The 18,117-nt window shown below is 63.3% G+C and carries 4 protein-coding genes; 3 read left to right on the top strand and 1 reads right to left on the bottom strand.

Annotated features, from left to right (window positions below):
- Positions 1 to 139: 139 nt before the first annotated feature.
- Positions 140 to 769 carry a LysE family translocator gene (locus HDE75_RS13480; protein WP_183677187.1) on the top strand — a complete coding sequence of 210 codons (630 nt, stop codon included), beginning with the start codon at positions 140 to 142 and terminating at the stop codon, positions 767 to 769.
- Here HDE75_RS13480 and HDE75_RS13475 read toward each other — a convergent pair.
- Positions 732 to 1,463: a YceI family protein gene (locus tag HDE75_RS13475; RefSeq protein ID WP_183677188.1), complete on the bottom strand. Its 732-nt coding sequence runs from the start codon at positions 1,461 to 1,463 to the stop codon at positions 732 to 734. The genes HDE75_RS13480 and HDE75_RS13475 overlap by 38 nt on opposite strands.
- A gap of 634 nt (positions 1,464 to 2,097) precedes the next feature.
- Between HDE75_RS13475 and HDE75_RS13470 the strand changes: the two genes are divergently transcribed.
- Together HDE75_RS13470 and HDE75_RS13465 are read left to right on the top strand one after the other, a co-directional pair.
- Positions 2,098 to 14,745, top strand: coding sequence for a DUF11 domain-containing protein (locus tag HDE75_RS13470; RefSeq protein WP_183677189.1), 12,648 nt, complete (start codon positions 2,098 to 2,100; stop codon positions 14,743 to 14,745).
- Positions 14,746 to 14,803: 58 nt separating this feature from the next.
- On the top strand, positions 14,804 to 18,109 hold the full coding sequence (locus HDE75_RS13465; RefSeq protein ID WP_183677190.1) for an Ig-like domain-containing protein: 3,306 nt from the start codon (positions 14,804 to 14,806) through the stop codon (positions 18,107 to 18,109).
- The last annotated feature ends 8 nt before the right edge of the window (positions 18,110 to 18,117 follow it).

Below are 18,117 nucleotides of genomic sequence, written 5' to 3'. Positions count from 1 at the left end.
TATGCAGTAGATACGCCATTTTAATCGACAAGTGTGTGCCACACACAAATGAATGTCATAAATGCATTTTCCCAGCCTTGCGTCACCTTGGGCCCTGCGCATCCAGTATCATGGCGCTTTTTATTTTCGAGCGCGCACCATGCTGAGTCCCGAACAATTACTAGCTTTCCTGGGCGTGGCCCTGATGATTACCGCCAGTCCCGGTCCCGATAACCTGATGGTGCTGGGCGTGGGCATGTCGCGTGGCAGGCGCCAGGGCATGGCATTCGGCCTGGGCTGCGCGCTGGGCTGCCTCACGCACACCTTGCTGGCGACCTTGGGCGTGTCGGCCCTGCTGGCCGCATCGCCGATTGCCTTTACCGCGCTGAAAGTGGCGGGCGGGCTGTATCTGCTGTGGCTGGGTTTTGGCGCCTTGCGCAGCCGGGGCGGTGCGCGTGTCGATGGCAGCAACGCCTTGCCCGATGAGTCGCTGCTGCGTTTGTTTGCCAAGGGATTGTTCGCCAACAGTATCAATCCGAAAGTCGTGCTGTTTTTCCTGTCGTTCCTGCCGCAGTTCGTGATTGCCGGTCACGGCAGCGTAGCCTGGCAGACGGCACAGCTGGGCCTGGTGTTTACGGCTCAGGCTTGTCTGCTGTTTGGGTTGCTGGGTTACTTTTCCGGCGCCATCGGCCTGTGGGTTAACCGCCATCCGGGCGCCGGCCTATGGCTGGACCGCGTGGCCGGCACCATCTTCATCGGGCTGGGCTTGCGCCTGATCCTGGCACGCTGAGTTTTTCTTCGGCGGTGGCCGTGATGCGGAAAGCCAGTTCCATTTGGTCTTGCACGGCCATCGCGCCGCCCAGTATGGCAAACGGCGTAATGCCAAAATCGCTTTGCTTCAACAGCACCTTGCCGCTCGCTTCCAGCTTGCTGCCATCGGCGGCCTCGACGATCTCGGTGGGCACCGGCACCGTGCGCGTCACGCCATGCAGGGTGATATCGGCCTGCAGCACCTTGCTGCCGGCCTCGCGCCGCGCGGCGATATGCACCACAGGATAGCGTTCGGCGTCCAGCACCCGCACCAGCATATTGTGGCGCGTGCCGGCAATCGCGTCGGCTGACGGCGTCGTCGTCAGCCCGGCCGCTTGCCGCAATCCCTCTTCATCCACGCTTAATTCATCGAGACGGAACTGGAACTCGGTCCGCCCCAGCGCGGGCGCCACCGTGCCTTGCAAGGTATGGCTGGCAATCACATGGTCATGCCCCAGGCGCGCCAGCGGACCGCTGCGGCGCACGGTAATGGTCAGCAAGGATTGCTGTGGGACGATCTGCAGCACGCGTGCGCCTTGCGCGTGCCATGGCGGCGCCGGCAAGGCGGCGGCCGGGGCCGGCGGAGTCAATGCGGGTGGCGGTGTGAGCGCAGTGCAGGCGGCAAGCAGGGCGCAGATGCAGGCGGGCAGGACGTAACGGAGAACAGTGGACATCGATAAAACTCCTGGCGTAGCGTAAGGCAGAGGGCGAAGGCGCGTTGCGCAATGGCCCGATAGTAAACGATACGGCGTTGTTTCAGCCAGCATTGCCCGTGCCTGGAATGTGAGGAAAACGTTTCTGCAATTGGCCCGGCAGGGCGTGGCGAAAGAATCGGCAACTCAGTCAATGAGGCGATGCGAACCTGAATAATTCGGAGTGTGAATAAAAAGACCGTAGATGAATTTTATTTGTATTAGTTGGTGATAATTCACATTTTAATTTTTTTAATGGACATAAAACTATTCTTTCGATAGTTTTAATTAATTATTAAAGTATTATCTTTTGTGTACTTTCGGATCGGCCAGTATAGCTAAAAAATAAAATAGCATAGTTATTTACATGATAATTCAATGAATTTGTTGTGAAATATCAACGAATGATTAAAGTCGTGTTGCACAAAAGAAGCCGAACTCAATTGTCGTACGCTTGAACTGTTAAGTGTTCATATCGTCATGTCACAAGATGACAGGTTGATATGCATGTCTGTTAATCACAGTGCAGCATTTCATAGCGGAAAATATGACAACATTCTTCCACGGAGCGGTTGATCTTCGCAGCCGCCAGCGCCTTACTTCAGTTGCCTCGTGCTTGCGTACGGCCATTGCCGCCTTGTCCCTGAACCGCCGGCGCCATGCGCCTGTATTGCTGCTTGCAGGCATGCTGCTGGGCGCCGCTGCGCCAGCGGGCGCGCAAGTGCTGTGGTCCGATTACCGGGGTACTTCACGCGTGCCGGCCAATCCACCTACGCCAAATTATGACAATAGTTTTAACGCGGGCACTAGCGCGCGGGTGGCCAGCCTGCTGGCGCTCGATGCGAATCCTGCGCTCAACGCCGCGCGTACGGGCAGCTCGCCGCAGATGAATTGGAGCAACGCCGGCACCGGCGATGGCGCGCAGTTATGCAATACGGATAGCCAGAGCACGCTCACTGCCTGCCGCAACTGGATACAGGGCCGCGTGATGTACTCGCTGGTGGTCTTTCCGCAGGCCGGTAATTACCAATTCAGCGTGGCGCATGACGATGATGTCAAAGTGGATTTTTCCACGCAATACTCCACCAATTACCGCGGCGCCGCCTATAACGTGCCGGTGGGCAGTGTGTCCGATTATTCCGCGAATGAAACGGACTTCCAGAATCTGTCCGGAAATTTCAATAGCGCTACGCCGGGTGGCTGTTATCTGGCCCGTGTGCTGTGGAATAACGTGGGCGGCATCAATTACATGCACATGCGCTGGACGCGTCCTGACGGCGTCACGGAAATCATTCCCGCTGCGCAGTTGCGCGACCCCAGTCTGGCCAGTTCGTATACCAGTTGCACCAATAGCAAGGCTGACCTGGCCGTCAACAAGGTGGGGCCAGCCCAGTTTGTCGTCGGCACGCCTTTGAGCTATACCGTGAAAGTGTGGAACCGGGGGCCGGCCAACGGCACGGGCGCGACCTTTTCCGATGTGCTGCCCGCCAGCTTGAGCAATGTCAGCTGGACATGCGCCGCCAGCGGCGGCGCCTCCTGCGGCAGCACCAGCTCGGGTTCGGGCAGCAATACCATCAATTTTACGGTCGGCAGCTTACCCGCCAATACGGCCACCACCGCTCCCACCAGTGGCGCCTACCTGACCATCAGCATCACCGCCACGCCAGGCAATGTCGCCAGCATCGCCAACACGGCCAGCGTGGTCGTGTCGCCCAACGAAACGGATACTGACCTGAGCAATAACAGCAGCACGACTACCGCCACGGCGAAGACCAATATCCTGACGGTGCTCAAGGCGCTCACGCCAGCGGCCGACCCCGGCCTGTTCATCATGAATGCGAATGGCACGCTGGGCACTGCAGCTGGCAATGGCGCGACTGCTACCGCCACGGTACTGTCCGGCACGTCGGTGAGCCTGGCGGAAACAGCGGGCGTGGGTACCAGTCTGGCCCAGTACCAGAGCAGTTACAGTTGCGCGCGCACCGATACGGCCGCCGTTGTCGCCACCGGCGCAACCGTGTCGGGCAGCTTGACGATGCCCGATGCGCCCGTGACGTGCACCATCAGCAACCGCCGCCTGCAGGCGGACATGCAAGCCGTCACGACAATTCCAGCCGGCCCCTACAATGCTGGCCAGAGCATCACCGTCACCGGCGTCTGCACCAATAACGGTCCCGATCCCGCCGTCGCGCCGACGTGCGTGATGAGCGGCTTGCCAGCGGGCGCCACGGCCACCTGCAGCGCAGCTGCCGTGCCGTTTACCGTCAATTCGCGCATCAATTGCAGTTCGACCTTCAATCTGCCTGCCAGCGGCAATTTGTCGATCACCACCACGGCGGCTTCGGCCACACTGGACCCGACCCCGGCCAATAACGTCGACACCAAATCGCTGGGTGTCGTCAGCCCCCTCGTGAGCGTGAAGAAAACCGTCGACAAGGCCAGTGCCTATGTGGGCGATACCCTGACATGGACCCTGGCCGCCAGCAATGGCGGCACGGGGGCAACCACGGCCGCGGTGATCCTGACGGACAGCTTGCCTGGCAACTTGAGCAGCATCGTCGTCACGCCCACGGCGCCGACCACCTGCTCGGCCCTGGTTGGCAATGTCCTCACTTGTAGCGTACCGGCCGGGCTGGCGCAGGGCGCCGCAGCCCAGGTGAAAGTGTCCGCTGTGGTCACGCTCAATGGCAGTTTCATCAATAGCGTGCTGCCTTCCGGCGGCAACGGTGCGGTCTGCCTGCTGCCGGGCGATTGCCAGACCACCACCACCGTGCAAAAGCCACTGGTCGATGTGACCACCACACTCAATGGTTTTCCCAGCGTAACGAATGCGGGCGACGCCATCAGCGGCACCGTCACCTATACCAATCTGGGCCCGGGCACGGCCGAGGGCGTAACCTATACGCTGAAGTTGCCGGCCGGCCTGGCCAATGTGAGCGTGACTGGGGTGAGCGGGGCCTACAACGCGGTCACCGGTTTTATCGTGCTGTCCGGTTTGCCAGTGAACCTGGCGGCGGGGCAAAGCCTCAGTTTTACGTTGCGATACACGCAGCCAGCCACCAACGTTTCAATGGTCAACAGCACCATCGCCACCACTTCGGTGGAAGTGGCGAATGATTTGCCGAACAGCGCCATGGTGACGGTGCCGGGTCCGAATATCCGCGTCAGCAAGAGCGTCAACAAGACCACGGCCAATGTGGGCGACGACATCACCTGGACCATCACGGCCCGCAACACCGGCGGTGTGGCCAACCAGGGCGTGGTAACCCTGGCCGATATCCTGCCGGCCAATCTGGTCGTCACGTCCGTGACAGCACAGCCGGGCGTGACGTGTCCGCCGCTGGCCAGCTGGCAGACGTCGAGCACGCAGTCCTGCACCATTCCCGCCGGCCAGCTGCCAGCCGTCACTGGCGTGCTCAGCGTAACCATTACCGGCCATTCCACGCAGGGCGCCAACGTGGCCAACCGCGTGCTGCCGTCCGGCCCCGATAGTCCTGCCTGCTCCGCGGCTGCCGATTGCCAGACCACCACGACCGTCACCAGCCCGAAAGTGGCGGTCAGCAAGACCGTCGACAAAAACAGCCTGAATATCGGCGGCACCCTGAGCTGGACCCTGACGGCCAGCAATACCGGCAATGGCGCCACCAAGTCGCCCATCATCCTGACCGATACCTTGCCAGCCGGCCTGGCCGACCTGGTGGTGGTGCCGGTGGCGCCCACCATCTGCGCCGTACCTGTGGGTAACGTCGTCACTTGCACGGTGCCCGCTGGCCTGGCTGCCGGTGCGAGCGCCAGCGTCAGCGTGACGGCGCGGCCGACGATAGCCGGCACGGTGGCCAACAACCTGGTGCCGTCCGGCCCCGATAGCCCGGTCTGCCTGCAAGCGAGTGATTGCCAGACGAGTTCCATCGTCACCAGCCCGAAAGTGGCGGTCAGCAAGACGGTCGACAAGAGCAGCGTCAATCTCGGCGGCACCTTGAGCTGGACCCTGACGGTGAGCAACACCGGCAATGGCCTGACCACGGCGCCGGTGGTACTGGTCGATACCTTGCCAGCCAATTTGACGGGCCTGGTAGTGACCCCGGTAGCACCCGCCGTCTGCGCGGTACCCGTTGGCAATATCCTCACGTGTACCGTGCCAGCCGGCCTGGCTGGAGGTGGCGCTACGGCCAGCGTGACCGTGACGGCGCAGCCGGCCATTGCCGGCACGTTTGCCAATAGCGTGGTGCCGTCGGGCGCAGACAATCCGGCTTGTCTGCAAGCCGGCGATTGCCAGACGAGTTCGACTGTCACCAGCCCGAAAGTCGCAGTGAGCAAGACGGTTGACAGGACCAGCATCAACATCGGTAGCAGCCTGAACTGGACCCTGACGGTCAGCAACAGCGGTAACGGCGCCACTACCGCGCCGGTGGTGCTGTCCGATACCTTGCCGGCCAACCTGACGGGCCTGGTTGTTACGCCTGCTGCGCCTGCCACTTGCGCTCCCGTGGTGGGCAATATCCTCACGTGTACCGTGCCGGCCGGCCTGGCCGGTGGTGCGGCGGCCAGCGTGACGGTGACGGCGCAGCCGACGATTGCCGGCACGTTTGCCAATAGCGTGCTGCCATCCGGACCCGACAGTCCGGTCTGCCTGCAAGCCAGCGATTGTCAGACCAGCTCGACCGTGACCAGCCCGAAAGTAGCGGTGACCAAGACGGTCGACAAGAGCAGCATCAATCTCGGCGGCAGCCTGAGCTGGACCTTGACGGTCAGCAACAGCGGCAGCGGCGCGACCACCGCGCCGGTGGTGCTGGTCGATACCTTGCCGGCCAATTTGACGGGCCTGGTGGTGACACCGGCAGCGCCCGCCACTTGCGCGGCCGTTGCCGGCAATATCCTCACGTGTACGGTACCGGCCGGCCTGGCCGGTGGCGCGGCGGCCAGCGTCAATGTCACGGCGCGTCCTGCCGTCGCGGGTACGTTTGCCAATAGCGTCGTGCCTTCCGGCCCGGACGGCCCGCTGTGCCTTGCCCCCGCCGATTGCGCCACCAGCAGCACTGTGACCAGCCCCAGCGTCGCGGTGACGAAAACCGCCGACAAGAGTTCTGCCAACCTGGGCGACACCATCAGCTGGACCCTGAAAGCGGTCAACAGCGGCACGGGCGCCACCACGGGCGTCATCACCCTGACCGATACCTTGCCCGTGAATGTCAGTGCGCTGCAAATCCTGCCCGTGGCGCCAGCCACATGCGCCGCCGTCACCGGCAACACGCTCACCTGCAGCGTGCCGGCCGGGCTGGCCGGTGGCGGTGGCGTGGCCAGCATCGTCGTCAAGGCAGTCGCCAACGCGGCCGGTACGGTGGCCAATAGCCTGCTCCCGTCCGGTCCCGACAACCCCGTCTGCGCCACGCCGGCCGATTGCCAGACCAGCACCAATGTCACCAGCCCCAGCGTGACAGTGAAGAAAACCGCCGACAGGGCGAGCGTCAATGTGGGCGATGCCATCACCTGGACCTTGACGGCCAGCAATGGCGGCACGGGCCCGACCACCGGTATCGTCAGCCTGGCCGATAGCCTGCCGGCCGGCCTGGCGAATATCCAGGTCACGCCGCAAGCCCCCACTACCTGCGCAGCGATTGCCGGTTCCACCCTCACTTGCAGCGTGCCGGCAGGCCTGGCCCCTGGCGCCTCGGCCAAGGTGGTGGTGAAAGCCACGGCCACCCTGGCCGGCGCCGCTGTCAACAGCGTGCTGCCATCCGGCCCAGACAACCCGATCTGCGCGCAGCCTGCAGACTGCGGCACCTCCACCACGGTGGTCAAGCTGCTGGTGGACGTGACCACCACCCTGAATAACTTCCCACCCAATACCCAGCCCGGCGACCTCATTTCCGGCGTCGTCAGCTATGCCAACGTGGGGCCCGGTGCAGCCGATGGCGTGACGTACAGCCTGAAGCTGACGGCCGGCCTGTCCGGCGTGACGGTGGCGGGCGCAAGCGGAACTTACAACAGTGGCACTGGCGTGCTGACCCTGACGGGCTTGCCAGGCAGCCTGGCCAGCGGCCAGAGCACCAGCTTTACGATCAGCTATACGCAGCCGGCCAACAATCTGTCGCTGGTGACGTCGACCATCGCCACTACCTCGCAGGAAGTGGCGAATGACTTGCCGAACACGGCCACCGTGTCGGTGCCTGGCCCCATCATCCGCGTCACCAAACTGGCCGACAAGCAGGTGGCCAACGTGGGCGATACGGTGACGTGGACCATCACGGCTGTCAATACGGGCAGCCTGGCCAACCAGGGCGTAGTGACCCTGACCGACATTTTGCCCGCCAATGTGGCTGTCACGGCGGTGACGCCAGGCGCCGGCGTCAGCTGTCCTCCGCTGGCCAGCTGGCAAGCCAACAGCACCCAGGCCTGTACCATCGCCCCCGGACAATTGACGCCGAACGGCAGCCGCAGCATCACGATTGCAGCGCGCGGTACCCTGGCCGGTAGCCTGGGCAACAAGGTATTGCCGAGCGGACCCGATAATCCGGCTTGCGCGCAAGTGTCTTCCTGCCAGAGCACCACCACGCTATTGAGTCCACAAGTGACGGTGCGCAAGAGCGTCGACAAGAGCAATATCAATGTCGGCGATGCGCTGACCTGGACGATTGCTGTTGCCAACAATGGCACGGGTCCCACGGCGGGCGTGGTCACCCTGACCGATGGCTTGCCAGCCAACCTGACCCTGAGCCAGGTGCTGCCGGCAGCGCCGGCCACCTGCGGCGCACCGGCTGGCAGCCAGCTGGTCTGCACGGTGCCGGCCGGTTTCGCGGCGGGCGCCTCGCTCAATATCGTCGTCAAGGGCGTGGCCACGGCAGCCGGTGCCTATGTCAACACGGTGCTGCCTTCCGGCCCTGACAACCCGGTCTGCAGCCAGGTGGCTGATTGCAGCACCAGCAGCACGGCAGTGAAATTGCTGGTGGACGTGACGACCACGCTCAATGGTTTCCCCGGCAGCAGCAATGCGGGCGATACGATCACGGGCACGGTGAGTTACAGCAATATTGGCCCTGGCGCCGCCGAAGGCCTGACGTATAGTTTGCAACTGACGCCTGGCCTGGCCGGTGTCAGCGTGAGCGGTGTGTCCGGCAGCTACGATGCCGCGACCGGCCTGGTGAGTTTCGTTGGCTTGCCCGTGACGTTGACGGCGGGGCAGGGTCTCAGCTTCCAGCTGCGCTATACCCAGCCAGCGAACAATCTGTCGACCATCACCAGCCGCATCGCCACCAGCTCGACCGAAGTGCCGAACGACCAGCCGAACATGGCCACGGTCACCACACCGGGTTCCATCGTGCGCGTGGGCAAGACGGCCAATAAGAGCGTAGCGAATGTGGGCGAAGACATTAGCTGGACGATTACCGCCAGCAATACCGGCAGCCTGGCCAACCAGGGTGTCGTTACCCTGAAGGATATATTGCCTCCTAACATCATCGTCACCAGCGTCACGCCCGATAGCGGCGTCATCTGTCCACCGCTGGCCAGCTGGCTGGCCAACAGCAGCCAAAGCTGCAGCATTGCCGCCGGCCAACTGGCTGCCAACAATGGCCTGCGCAAAGTTGTACTGACTGGCCATGCCAGCGCGGGCGGCAGCCTGGCGAATCAGGTCGTGCCCAGCGGACCTGACAATCCAGCCTGTATCCAGGCCAGCGCTTGTCTCAGCACTACCAATATCACCAGCCCCGTGCTGGCTTTGAGAAAAACCGTCGACAAGGCGGCGCTCAATATCGGCGACACCCTGGCCTGGACGGTGACCCTGGCCAATAACGGCACCGGCGCCAGCACGGCAGTCGCTACCGTGACCGATAGCTTGCCGGCTGGTTTGGCCAATATCGTCGTCACGCCCGCCGCACCGACCACTTGCGCACCAGTCGCCGGCAATGTGCTCAGCTGCAGCGTGCCGGCTGGCCTGAATGCCGGCGCCTCCGCCAGCGTGCAGATCAGCGCACGCGCCACGGTGGCCGGCTCGCTTGCTAACAGCGTGACTGTCAGCGGTCCGGACAACCCGGTTTGTCTGCAGGCCAGCGATTGCAGCACCAGCAGCACTGTCAGCAGCCCCAACCTGAATGTAGCGAAGAGCGTGGACAAGCAGGCCGCCAGTGTCGGTGACACGCTGACCTGGACTTTGAGCGTGCGCAACAGCGGCAGCGGCGCCAGCACCGGCGTCGTTACCCTGACCGACACCTTGCCTGCGGGCGTGAGCAATATCTTGCTGGCGCCGACTGCGCCGGCCACTTGCGCCGTGCCGGTGGGCAATGTCGTCACATGCAGCGTGCCGGCCGGCCTGGCTGCGGGTGCCAGCGCCAGCGTCAGGCTGAGCGCCACAGCCACCTTGGCCGGTAGCCTGAACAATACCCTGGTGCCGGCCGGGCCGGACAATCCGGTCTGCCTGCAAGCGGGCGATTGCAGCACCAATACGGTGGTGTCGGCCTTGCTGGTGGATGTGACCACTACCTTGAACGGCTTTCCGCCGAGCAGCAATGCGGGCGAGAATATCAGCGGCGTGGTGACCTTCAGCAATGAAGGCGCTGGTGTGGCCCAGAATGTCACGTACAGCTTGCAGCTGGAAAAAGGCTTGGCCGGTGTTGCGCTGAGCGCGATCAGCGGCGCGCCTGGCGTGAGCGGCGTGTATAACAGCAGCACCGGCATGTATGTGCTGAGCGGTTTGCCATCGACCCTGGTCAGCGGCCAGAGCACCAGTTTCCGCCTGTTCTACGTGCAGCCGGCCAGCAACAATTCGCGCATCACCAGCGTGATTTCCACCACCTCGCCGGCCGTGCCTGTGGGCTTGCCGAAGACGGCCACCACCAGCTTGCCCGGCCCCTTGGTCCGCGTCACCAAGACGGTCGACAAGGCCACGGCGGCCGTCGGCGATACCCTGAGCTGGACGATTACCGCCAGCAATACGGGCAACCTGGCCAACCAGGGCGTGGTGACACTGGGCGATGTATTGCCAGCCAATATCACCGTGCTCAGCGTGACGCCCGATGCCGGCGTGATTTGCCCGGCGCTGGCCAACTGGACGGCCGGCAGCGTACAAAGCTGCAGCGTGGCCGTCGGCCAACTGGCGGCCGTCAACGGCAGCCGTAGCGTGCGCATCACTGGCCGTGGCACGGCGGCCGGGGCGCTGTCGAACCGGGTGATGCCGGGAGGCACGGATAATCCTGCTTGCGAACAGGCCAGTGTCTGCCAGGCCACGACGACCTTGTCCGCGCCGAATGTGGCCGTGCGCAAGAGCGTCGATAAAACCAGCCTGAACGTGGGCGATACGGTGACCTGGACGATTACGGCCAGCAACAACGGCACCGCTCCCACCAGGGCGTCGATAGGCTTGACGGACAACTTGCCGGCTGGCGTGAGCAATGTGCAAGTATTGTCCACCCAACTGGCCAGCTGTTTGCCGGTGGCGGGCAGCATCCTCAGTTGCAGCGTGACGCCTGGCCTGGCGCCCGGTGCTGTGGCGCAAGTGGTCGTCAGCGCCACGGCGACGGCGGCGGGTACCCTGCAAAATAGCGTCTTGCCGAGTGGCACCGATAACGCTGTTTGCCTGCAGGCTGGCGATTGCCAGACCACTAGCACCGTAGCGCGGCTGCTGGTTGACGTGACCACTAGCCTGAACGGTTTCCCTGGCAGCACCACGGCAGGTGTCCAGATCTCGGGCACGGTCAGCTTCAGCAACGTGGGTCCAGGCACGGCGGACAACGTCACCTACAGCCTGACCCTGGCGCCGGGCCTGGTGGGCGTGACCCTGAGTGGCGCGGCCGGCAGCTACAATCCGGCCAGCGGCATGCTCACCGTGACGGGCTTGCCGGCCAGCCTGGCGGCCAGTGAAACGCACAGTTTCACCCTGGCGTATATCCAGCCCGCCAGCAATATTTCTACCATCGTCAGCAACATTGCCACCAGTTCCACCGAGGTGCAGAACGACTTGCCCAATACGGCTATCGTTACCATGCCGGGCGCAGTGATCCGCGTGACGAAGACGGCCAGCGTGGCGACGGGCAAGCTGGGCGACAGCATCGTCTGGACCATCACGGCCGTCAACAGCGGCGGTGCAGCCAACCAGGGCGTGGTGACACTGGCCGATATCTTGCCGGCCAATCTCACGGTATCGAACGTGGTGGCGGACGCTGGCGTGACTTGTCCGCCATTGTCCAGCTGGCTGGCCAGCAGCGTGCAGACTTGCAGCATTGCCGCCGGCCAGTTGGCGGCCGTGAATGGCACGCGCAGCATCCGCATCACGGCCAGTGGCAGCGCGGAAGGCAGCTTGTCGAACCGCGTGGTACCTGGCGGTCCCGACCATGCAGCCTGCGCCCAGGCCAGCGATTGCCAGTCGAATGTGGTGCTGACGGGGCCGAAAGTAGCGATCAAGAAAGTGGCCAGCCAAACTGCAGCGAATCTGGGCGATACCTTGAGCTGGACCATCACGGCCACCAATACGGGCAGCGGCGCGACCCGCGCGGCGATTGCGCTGGTCGATACCTTGCCGGCCAACCTGGCCAGCATCACCGTCAATGCCACGGGCGCCACTTGCAGCTCGGTCACTGGCAATGTGCTCAATTGCAGCGTTGCGGCCGGCTTGAACGGCAATGGCGGTCTGGCCAGCATCGTGGTCACGGCCAAGGTGACGCAAGCGGGCGTGGCGGTGAATGGTGTCGTGCCATCCGGTCCCGATGCGCCGCAGTGTCTGCAGCCGGCCGATTGCCAGACCAGCACCACCGTCAGCAGCCCTAGCGTACTGGTGAAAAAAGTGGCCGATAAAGCCACGGCAACGGTAGGTGATACGGTCAGCTGGACGATGACCGCCGCCAACAACGGCAGTGGTGCGACCACGTCGCCTATCACCTTGAGCGATGATTTGCCGGCTAACCTGGGCAATATCACGGTCACTCCGGTGGCGCCGGCCACCTGTGCGGCGCTGGTGGGCAACAAACTCGTTTGCACGGTGCCGGCCGGCCTGGCGCCGAATGCGGTGGCGGCCGTCACCGTCAGTGCTATCGTCAGCAGTGGTGGTTCGCTGAACAACACGGTGGTGCCGTCCGGCCCCGATGCACCGCGTTGCGCCCAGGCCAGCGATTGCACGGCTGTCACCGACGTGGCCGTGCCTGCCATCGGCGCTTCGCTGGCCGTCGGCAAGGTAACGCAGCTGTCGGCACAGGTGTACAACGTGCCTTATACGGTGGTGGTCAAGAACGTGGGCAAGGGTACGACGGCCAATGTGCAGGCGCTCGACAGCCTGCCCGCCACCTTCCCCGAACCGGCCACTTGCAGCATCGTGACGCCGCCGGCGGCGCCTGCGATTGCCGGCAGCAAGCAATTGCCGGTCAACCCAGCTTTCAATGGCGCTTGCAACGGCAGCGACTTGCGTTTGCTGACCGGCGACGCGGCGCTGGCCGAAGGTGAGCTGACGGTGATTACCTTCACGGTGCAAGTGACCGTGCAGGGTACGCCGTTGCCGCAATATAACAATAGCGTGTTTGCCAGCTCCGTCAGCGGCGCTACCGCCAATGCCGGTGGTTCCATCAGCCTGGCACGCACGTTTGCGGCGCGCGCAGTGGCAGCCAATGCTCCCAATCCCGTCTATACCCCGCCGCCTGGCAACGCCGTGTTCGACGCATCGAACAACGCCGGTGCCTATGTGGGGACGGTAGCGACGGCGGCTGAAGTGGCGGCCATGGTCGCCAAGGTGGACCCCAACAGTAACGGCAATGCCTCGGAAACCGTGGGCGGCGTGCCGTTCACGGGCGAAGATACGCCGACACCGGTGGCGCTGCAGGCGCAGGTGGTGGACGTGATCAAGTCGGTGTCGTCGCAGCAGCAGACCGATGCCAGCAAGTTCGAGATCGCGTATGTGGTGCAGGCGGCCAACCGCTATCCGGCCGGTGCGCCGGCCTCGACCATGGTGCAGGTGACGGAAAACCTGAAGGCAGCCTTCCCGGCGGCCGCCAGTGTTGCTCTCAAGCCCGGTAGCTTGCTGGTGACGCCACAGCCTGCCGGCGCTACGGCCTGTATCGCCAACCCGGACTTTAACGGCGTGACGGTGTTTGGTTTGCTCAGCGGCAAGGGTGATTTGTTGCCGCAGGAAAGCTGCAGCATCGCCTTCACGGTGGTGGTGGACTTTGGCAGCGTGGCGGCGATTCCGGCCGTGCCGCAGCTGAACCAGGTGTATGCCAGCACTTCGCAAAGCACAGGGACTGGCGGCTTCAATATCGGCCACAGCTATATTGCGGGGGCCGGTGGAGCAGCAACCCCGGTGGCGCCGACCGGTGCGCTGGCGCAGGGCAGTTCGGCCAATTCCGCCGTCTTGCCGGCCACGCCAGGCGCCACGCCGTCCAGCTTTACGCCGGTGGTGTTCAATACCCAGGACAAGCCGATGCTGTTGGTCAGCAAGATCGCCAACAAGACCACGGCCGAGCTTGGTGACAGCTTGCAGTACACCATCGAGGTGAAGAACACGGGCGTGGCCACGGCGTTTGGCGTCAGCGTGCTCGACAAGCTGCCGGCCGGTTTCCGCTACATCGACGGCACGACCACGCGCAACAATGTGGTGCAGGCCGATCCGGGCGGCAAACCTGGTCCGCAACTGTCGTTCACGCTTGAATCGTTGGCGCCGAACGCCAGTATCACCTTCCGCTACCGCCTGCGGGTAGGCGTGGGCGCGCTGCAGGGCGACGGCATCAACCGGGCCCAGGCGACTAGCACCAATGGGCCGCCGTCGAACGAGGCGCGGGCCAGGGTGAAAGTGACGGGCGGCGTATTCACCACCGATGCCTGTATCGCCGGCAAGGTGTTTGTCGACTGCAATCACAACCACGTGCAGGATGCCGAGGAACTGGGCATCCCGGGCGTGCGCCTGTACATGGAGGATGGCACCAACTTCACCACTGACGTGGAAGGCAAGTACAGCTATTGCGGCATTACGCCGAACAGCCATGTGATCAAGGTCGATGGTTCGACCTTGCCGCGCGGCAGCCGCATGATGGAAGCGTCGAACCGCAACCTGGGCGATGCGCACAGCCTGTTCCTCGATACCAAGAATGGCGAGCTGATGCGTGCCGACTTCATCGAAGGTTCTTGCTCGGCGCCGGTGCTGGAGCAAGTCAAGCTGCGCCGCGCCCAGGGCGAGACGCGCGGTGTGGAAAAGGAGAAGAGGGGAGGGCCTGGACAGAGTTTCAGCAGCCAGCCTTTGCCGGCCGCCGTTCCAGCCACTTCGCCGGCAGCGGGAGGCCATCATGTTCAATAAGCTCACCCTGGCCATGCTTTATGCCCCACTTCATGCACAATTTCATGAAAAGTCGCCTATGAAGAACCATCTTCCCGTACGCAAGCGGCTGGCCATGGTGCTGGCGCTGCTGATGCTGCCGGCTGTCAGCCATGGGCAAATGCCCTTGCCGGACAGCGTGGCCGGCCCCAGCGTGGCGCCGCCGACCTTGTTTAACGACCGCATCGGCGCGGTGGACTACAGCATCAACCGCGGCATCGCCCGCATCGCCGTCGACACCGATCAAAGCGACGTGGCGGCTGATGGCCAGAGCGCCGTCACGGTGCGGGTCACCCTGTTCGATGAGCAGGGCCAGCCCTTGAAGGGGCCGGCCTTGCTAACGATAGAGGCGAGCGGCGGGCGTATCTTGCTGGCCGGCGCCCGTACCGACGAGCTAGGCCCTGAACGCCGCGATGCCGACAAGGTCACGCCGGGCACCCAGTTGAAGGTGGACGATGGCGAGGCGAGTTTCAGCCTGATCGCCCCCGATACGCCGCAGGATGTGCTGCTGCGCGTGTCGGCCGGCGCCGTGGCGGCGCAGGGGGTGATCAGTTTCTTGCCCGAATTGCGCGACATGCTGGCTGTCGGCTTGATTGACGGCGTGATCAGCAAGCGCAGCCTGTCGAGCAGCTCGATTTCGCCGTCGCGCTTCAACGACGGTTTTGAAAGGGATATCGACCGCTGGAGCCGCAGCTTCAATAATGGCAAGGCCAACGTGGCGGGGCGCGCGGCCATGTTCTTGAAAGGCACGATACGCGGCGACGCCTTGTTGACGGCCGCCTATGATTCGGACAAGGATACGCGCTCGCGCCTCTTGCGCGACGTCAATCCGGAAGAGTTTTACCCCGTGTATGGCGACAGTTCCATCCGCAATTTCGACGCCCGTTCCAGCGACCGCCTGTACGTGCGCATCGACAAGGAAAAAAGCTATGTGCTGTATGGCGACTTTGCCACGGGCGATGGTTTCAGCCAGATGACGGGCGGCGGCAGCGTGGCGACCTTGCAGCAGCGCAAGCTGGGCCAGTACAACCGCACGGCCACGGGCGGACGTGGCCACTACGAAAAAGACGGCGTCGTCGCCAATGTGTTTGCCATTAACGATAGTTTAAAACAGGTGGTCGAGGAATACCGCGCCAATGGCACTTCGGGGCCGTTCGCCGTGCGCAATAACAATGGTATCGAGAACTCGGAAAAAATCGAGATCGTAGTGCGCGACAAGAATCAGAATGGCGATATCCTGCAAGTGACGCAGCTGCAGCGCTTCGAGGATTACAGCTTCGAGCCGTTCAGCGGGCGCATCCTGTTCAAGCAGGCGATCCCCGCGCTGACGGCGACCGGCAATCCGCAATCGATACGCATCAGCTACGAGGTGGACCAGGGCGGCGAGAAATTCTGGACCGTGGGCGCCGATGGCCAGGTGCAGCTGAACAAGATGGTCTCCTTGGGCGGCGCCATCGTGGAAGACAAGAACCCGCTGTCGCCGTATAAATTGCATAGCGTCAACGCCGGCCTGCGCCTGGGCGACAATACCTTGCTGGTGGTCGAAGCGGCGCGCACCACCTCGACTACCTACAATGCGGGCGGCGGCATCTACACCACGCCTTCGGGCCAGGCGGGAGAAATGCGCGATGACGTCAGCGGCAATGCGGCCAGGGTGGAATTGCAGCACAAGGATGACAATCTGGAGGCGCGCGCCTACTGGAGCCGTTCCGATACAGACTTCAACAACACGGCGGCCGGCATCACGGGCGGGCGCGGCGAGACGGGCTTGAAGGCCGGCTACAAAATCAACCCGGCCGTCACCGTGTATGGCGAAGCGATCCGCAGCGACGAGCGCAGCACCGAGGCCCACCGCGATGCGGCACGGCTCGGCGTGGCCTGGAACGCCAGCGAGCGCTGGCTGCTCGACGTGTCCGTGCAGCACATCAAGGAAAGCGGCGGCTTGCCATCGACGGCCGGCATCGCACCGAACACGGCGCCGCTGGGCACGGGCTTGAATCCTACCGGGGGCTTCTTTGGCAATGGCACGGCCAACACGGCCATCGATCCGGTCACGGGCAGCAGCATCACCACTTTTGCGCCGATTAATCCCGGTCTGGGCGGCGGCACCAGCGCCCCGCTGGACGCCACCACAGTGCGGCTGGGCACGCAATACAAGGCGACCGACCGCTGGACCCTGAACGGCGAAGTGGAAAAAAGCGTCTCCGACACCGACCAGCACCGCTATGCCTTGGGGGCGCAATACCAGCTGGCCGAGCGCAGCCGCCTGTATGGCCGCTATGAAAACCAGACCGGCCTGGCGTCCGCCTATTCCTTGAATCCGGCCGACCGCAGCACCAGCTTTATCGCCGGCGTGGATACCGGCTACATGCCGGGCGGCACGGTGTTTGGCGAATACCGCATGCGCGACGCGCTCGATTACAGTCTCAGCAATCAGCGCGATCTGCAGCTCGCTTCCGGCTTGCGCAATACCTGGAATCTCAGCGAAGGGCTGGCGGCCAGCACCAATGTTGAATACTTGAAAGTCATCAACGGCCAGCAGCAGCAAGCGGTGGCAGTGGCGGCGGGGCTCGATTACTCAGCCAACCCGCTGTGGCGCGCTTCCGTCAAGCTGGAATACCGGCGCCTGTTCGACAGCCAGATCGCGCCGGGTGACCAGAGCCAGGACCAATGGCTCAATACCATCGCCTGGGCGCGCAAGATGAGCCGCGACTGGACTTTCCTGGCCCGCAACTACCTGCTGTACACACGCAATAACGACGACGCCAGCGGCGCGCCGATCGGCAATGTGCTGCAAGACCGTGCGCAGCTGGGTTTTGCCTGGCGTCCGGTGGACGATAACCGTTTTAATGGCCTGGCACGCTACGAGTACAAGACGGTGCGCGACAAGTCGCAGATCGATGGCGACAATTATCGTGCGCATATCGTTTCCACTCACCTCGATTACCACCCTAGTCGTCCATGGTGGTTCACGGGCCGGGTGGCTGCCAAGCACAATAACGACAAGAATTTGCCGGCAGGCCAGGAAAAATACACGGCATGGCTGTTTTCGGGCCGCACCGTGTACGACATCAGCAAGAACTGGGACATTGGCGTGCTGACGGCCGTGATGGGCAGCCCGCAGGGCGGCAGCCGACAATGGGCCAATGGCCTGGAAGTGGGTTATCTGCTGGCGCAAAACCTATGGTTGTCGGCTGGCCATAACTGGTCCGGTTTTTCCGACCGCGACCTGACGGGTGCCGACTACACGGCGCGCGGCCCTTATTTGCGCCTGCGCTTCAAGTTCGATGAAAAGCTCTTCAAAGGCAAGGATCCTGCCATCAATCGCACCCTGGCCCGGCCATGAACCTCACC

It is taken from the genome of Janthinobacterium silvisoli, assembly GCF_014200725.1.
Classification (GTDB): Bacteria; Pseudomonadota; Gammaproteobacteria; order Burkholderiales; family Burkholderiaceae_D; genus Janthinobacterium.
Note: the sequence above shows the minus strand (reverse complement) of the source record. Positions and strands in the feature narration are given on the sequence as shown.

What these genes read in the sequence shown, in the direction of transcription:
- HDE75_RS13475 (WP_183677188.1), bottom strand. Translation starts at nt 1,463, where the DNA reads ATGTCCACTGTTCTCCGTTACGTCCTGCCCGCCTGCATCTGCGCCCTG.
- HDE75_RS13480 (WP_183677187.1), top strand. Translation starts at nt 140, where the DNA reads ATGCTGAGTCCCGAACAATTACTAGCTTTCCTGGGCGTGGCCCTGATG.
- HDE75_RS13465 (WP_183677190.1), top strand. Translation starts at nt 14,804, where the DNA reads ATGAAGAACCATCTTCCCGTACGCAAGCGGCTGGCCATGGTGCTGGCG.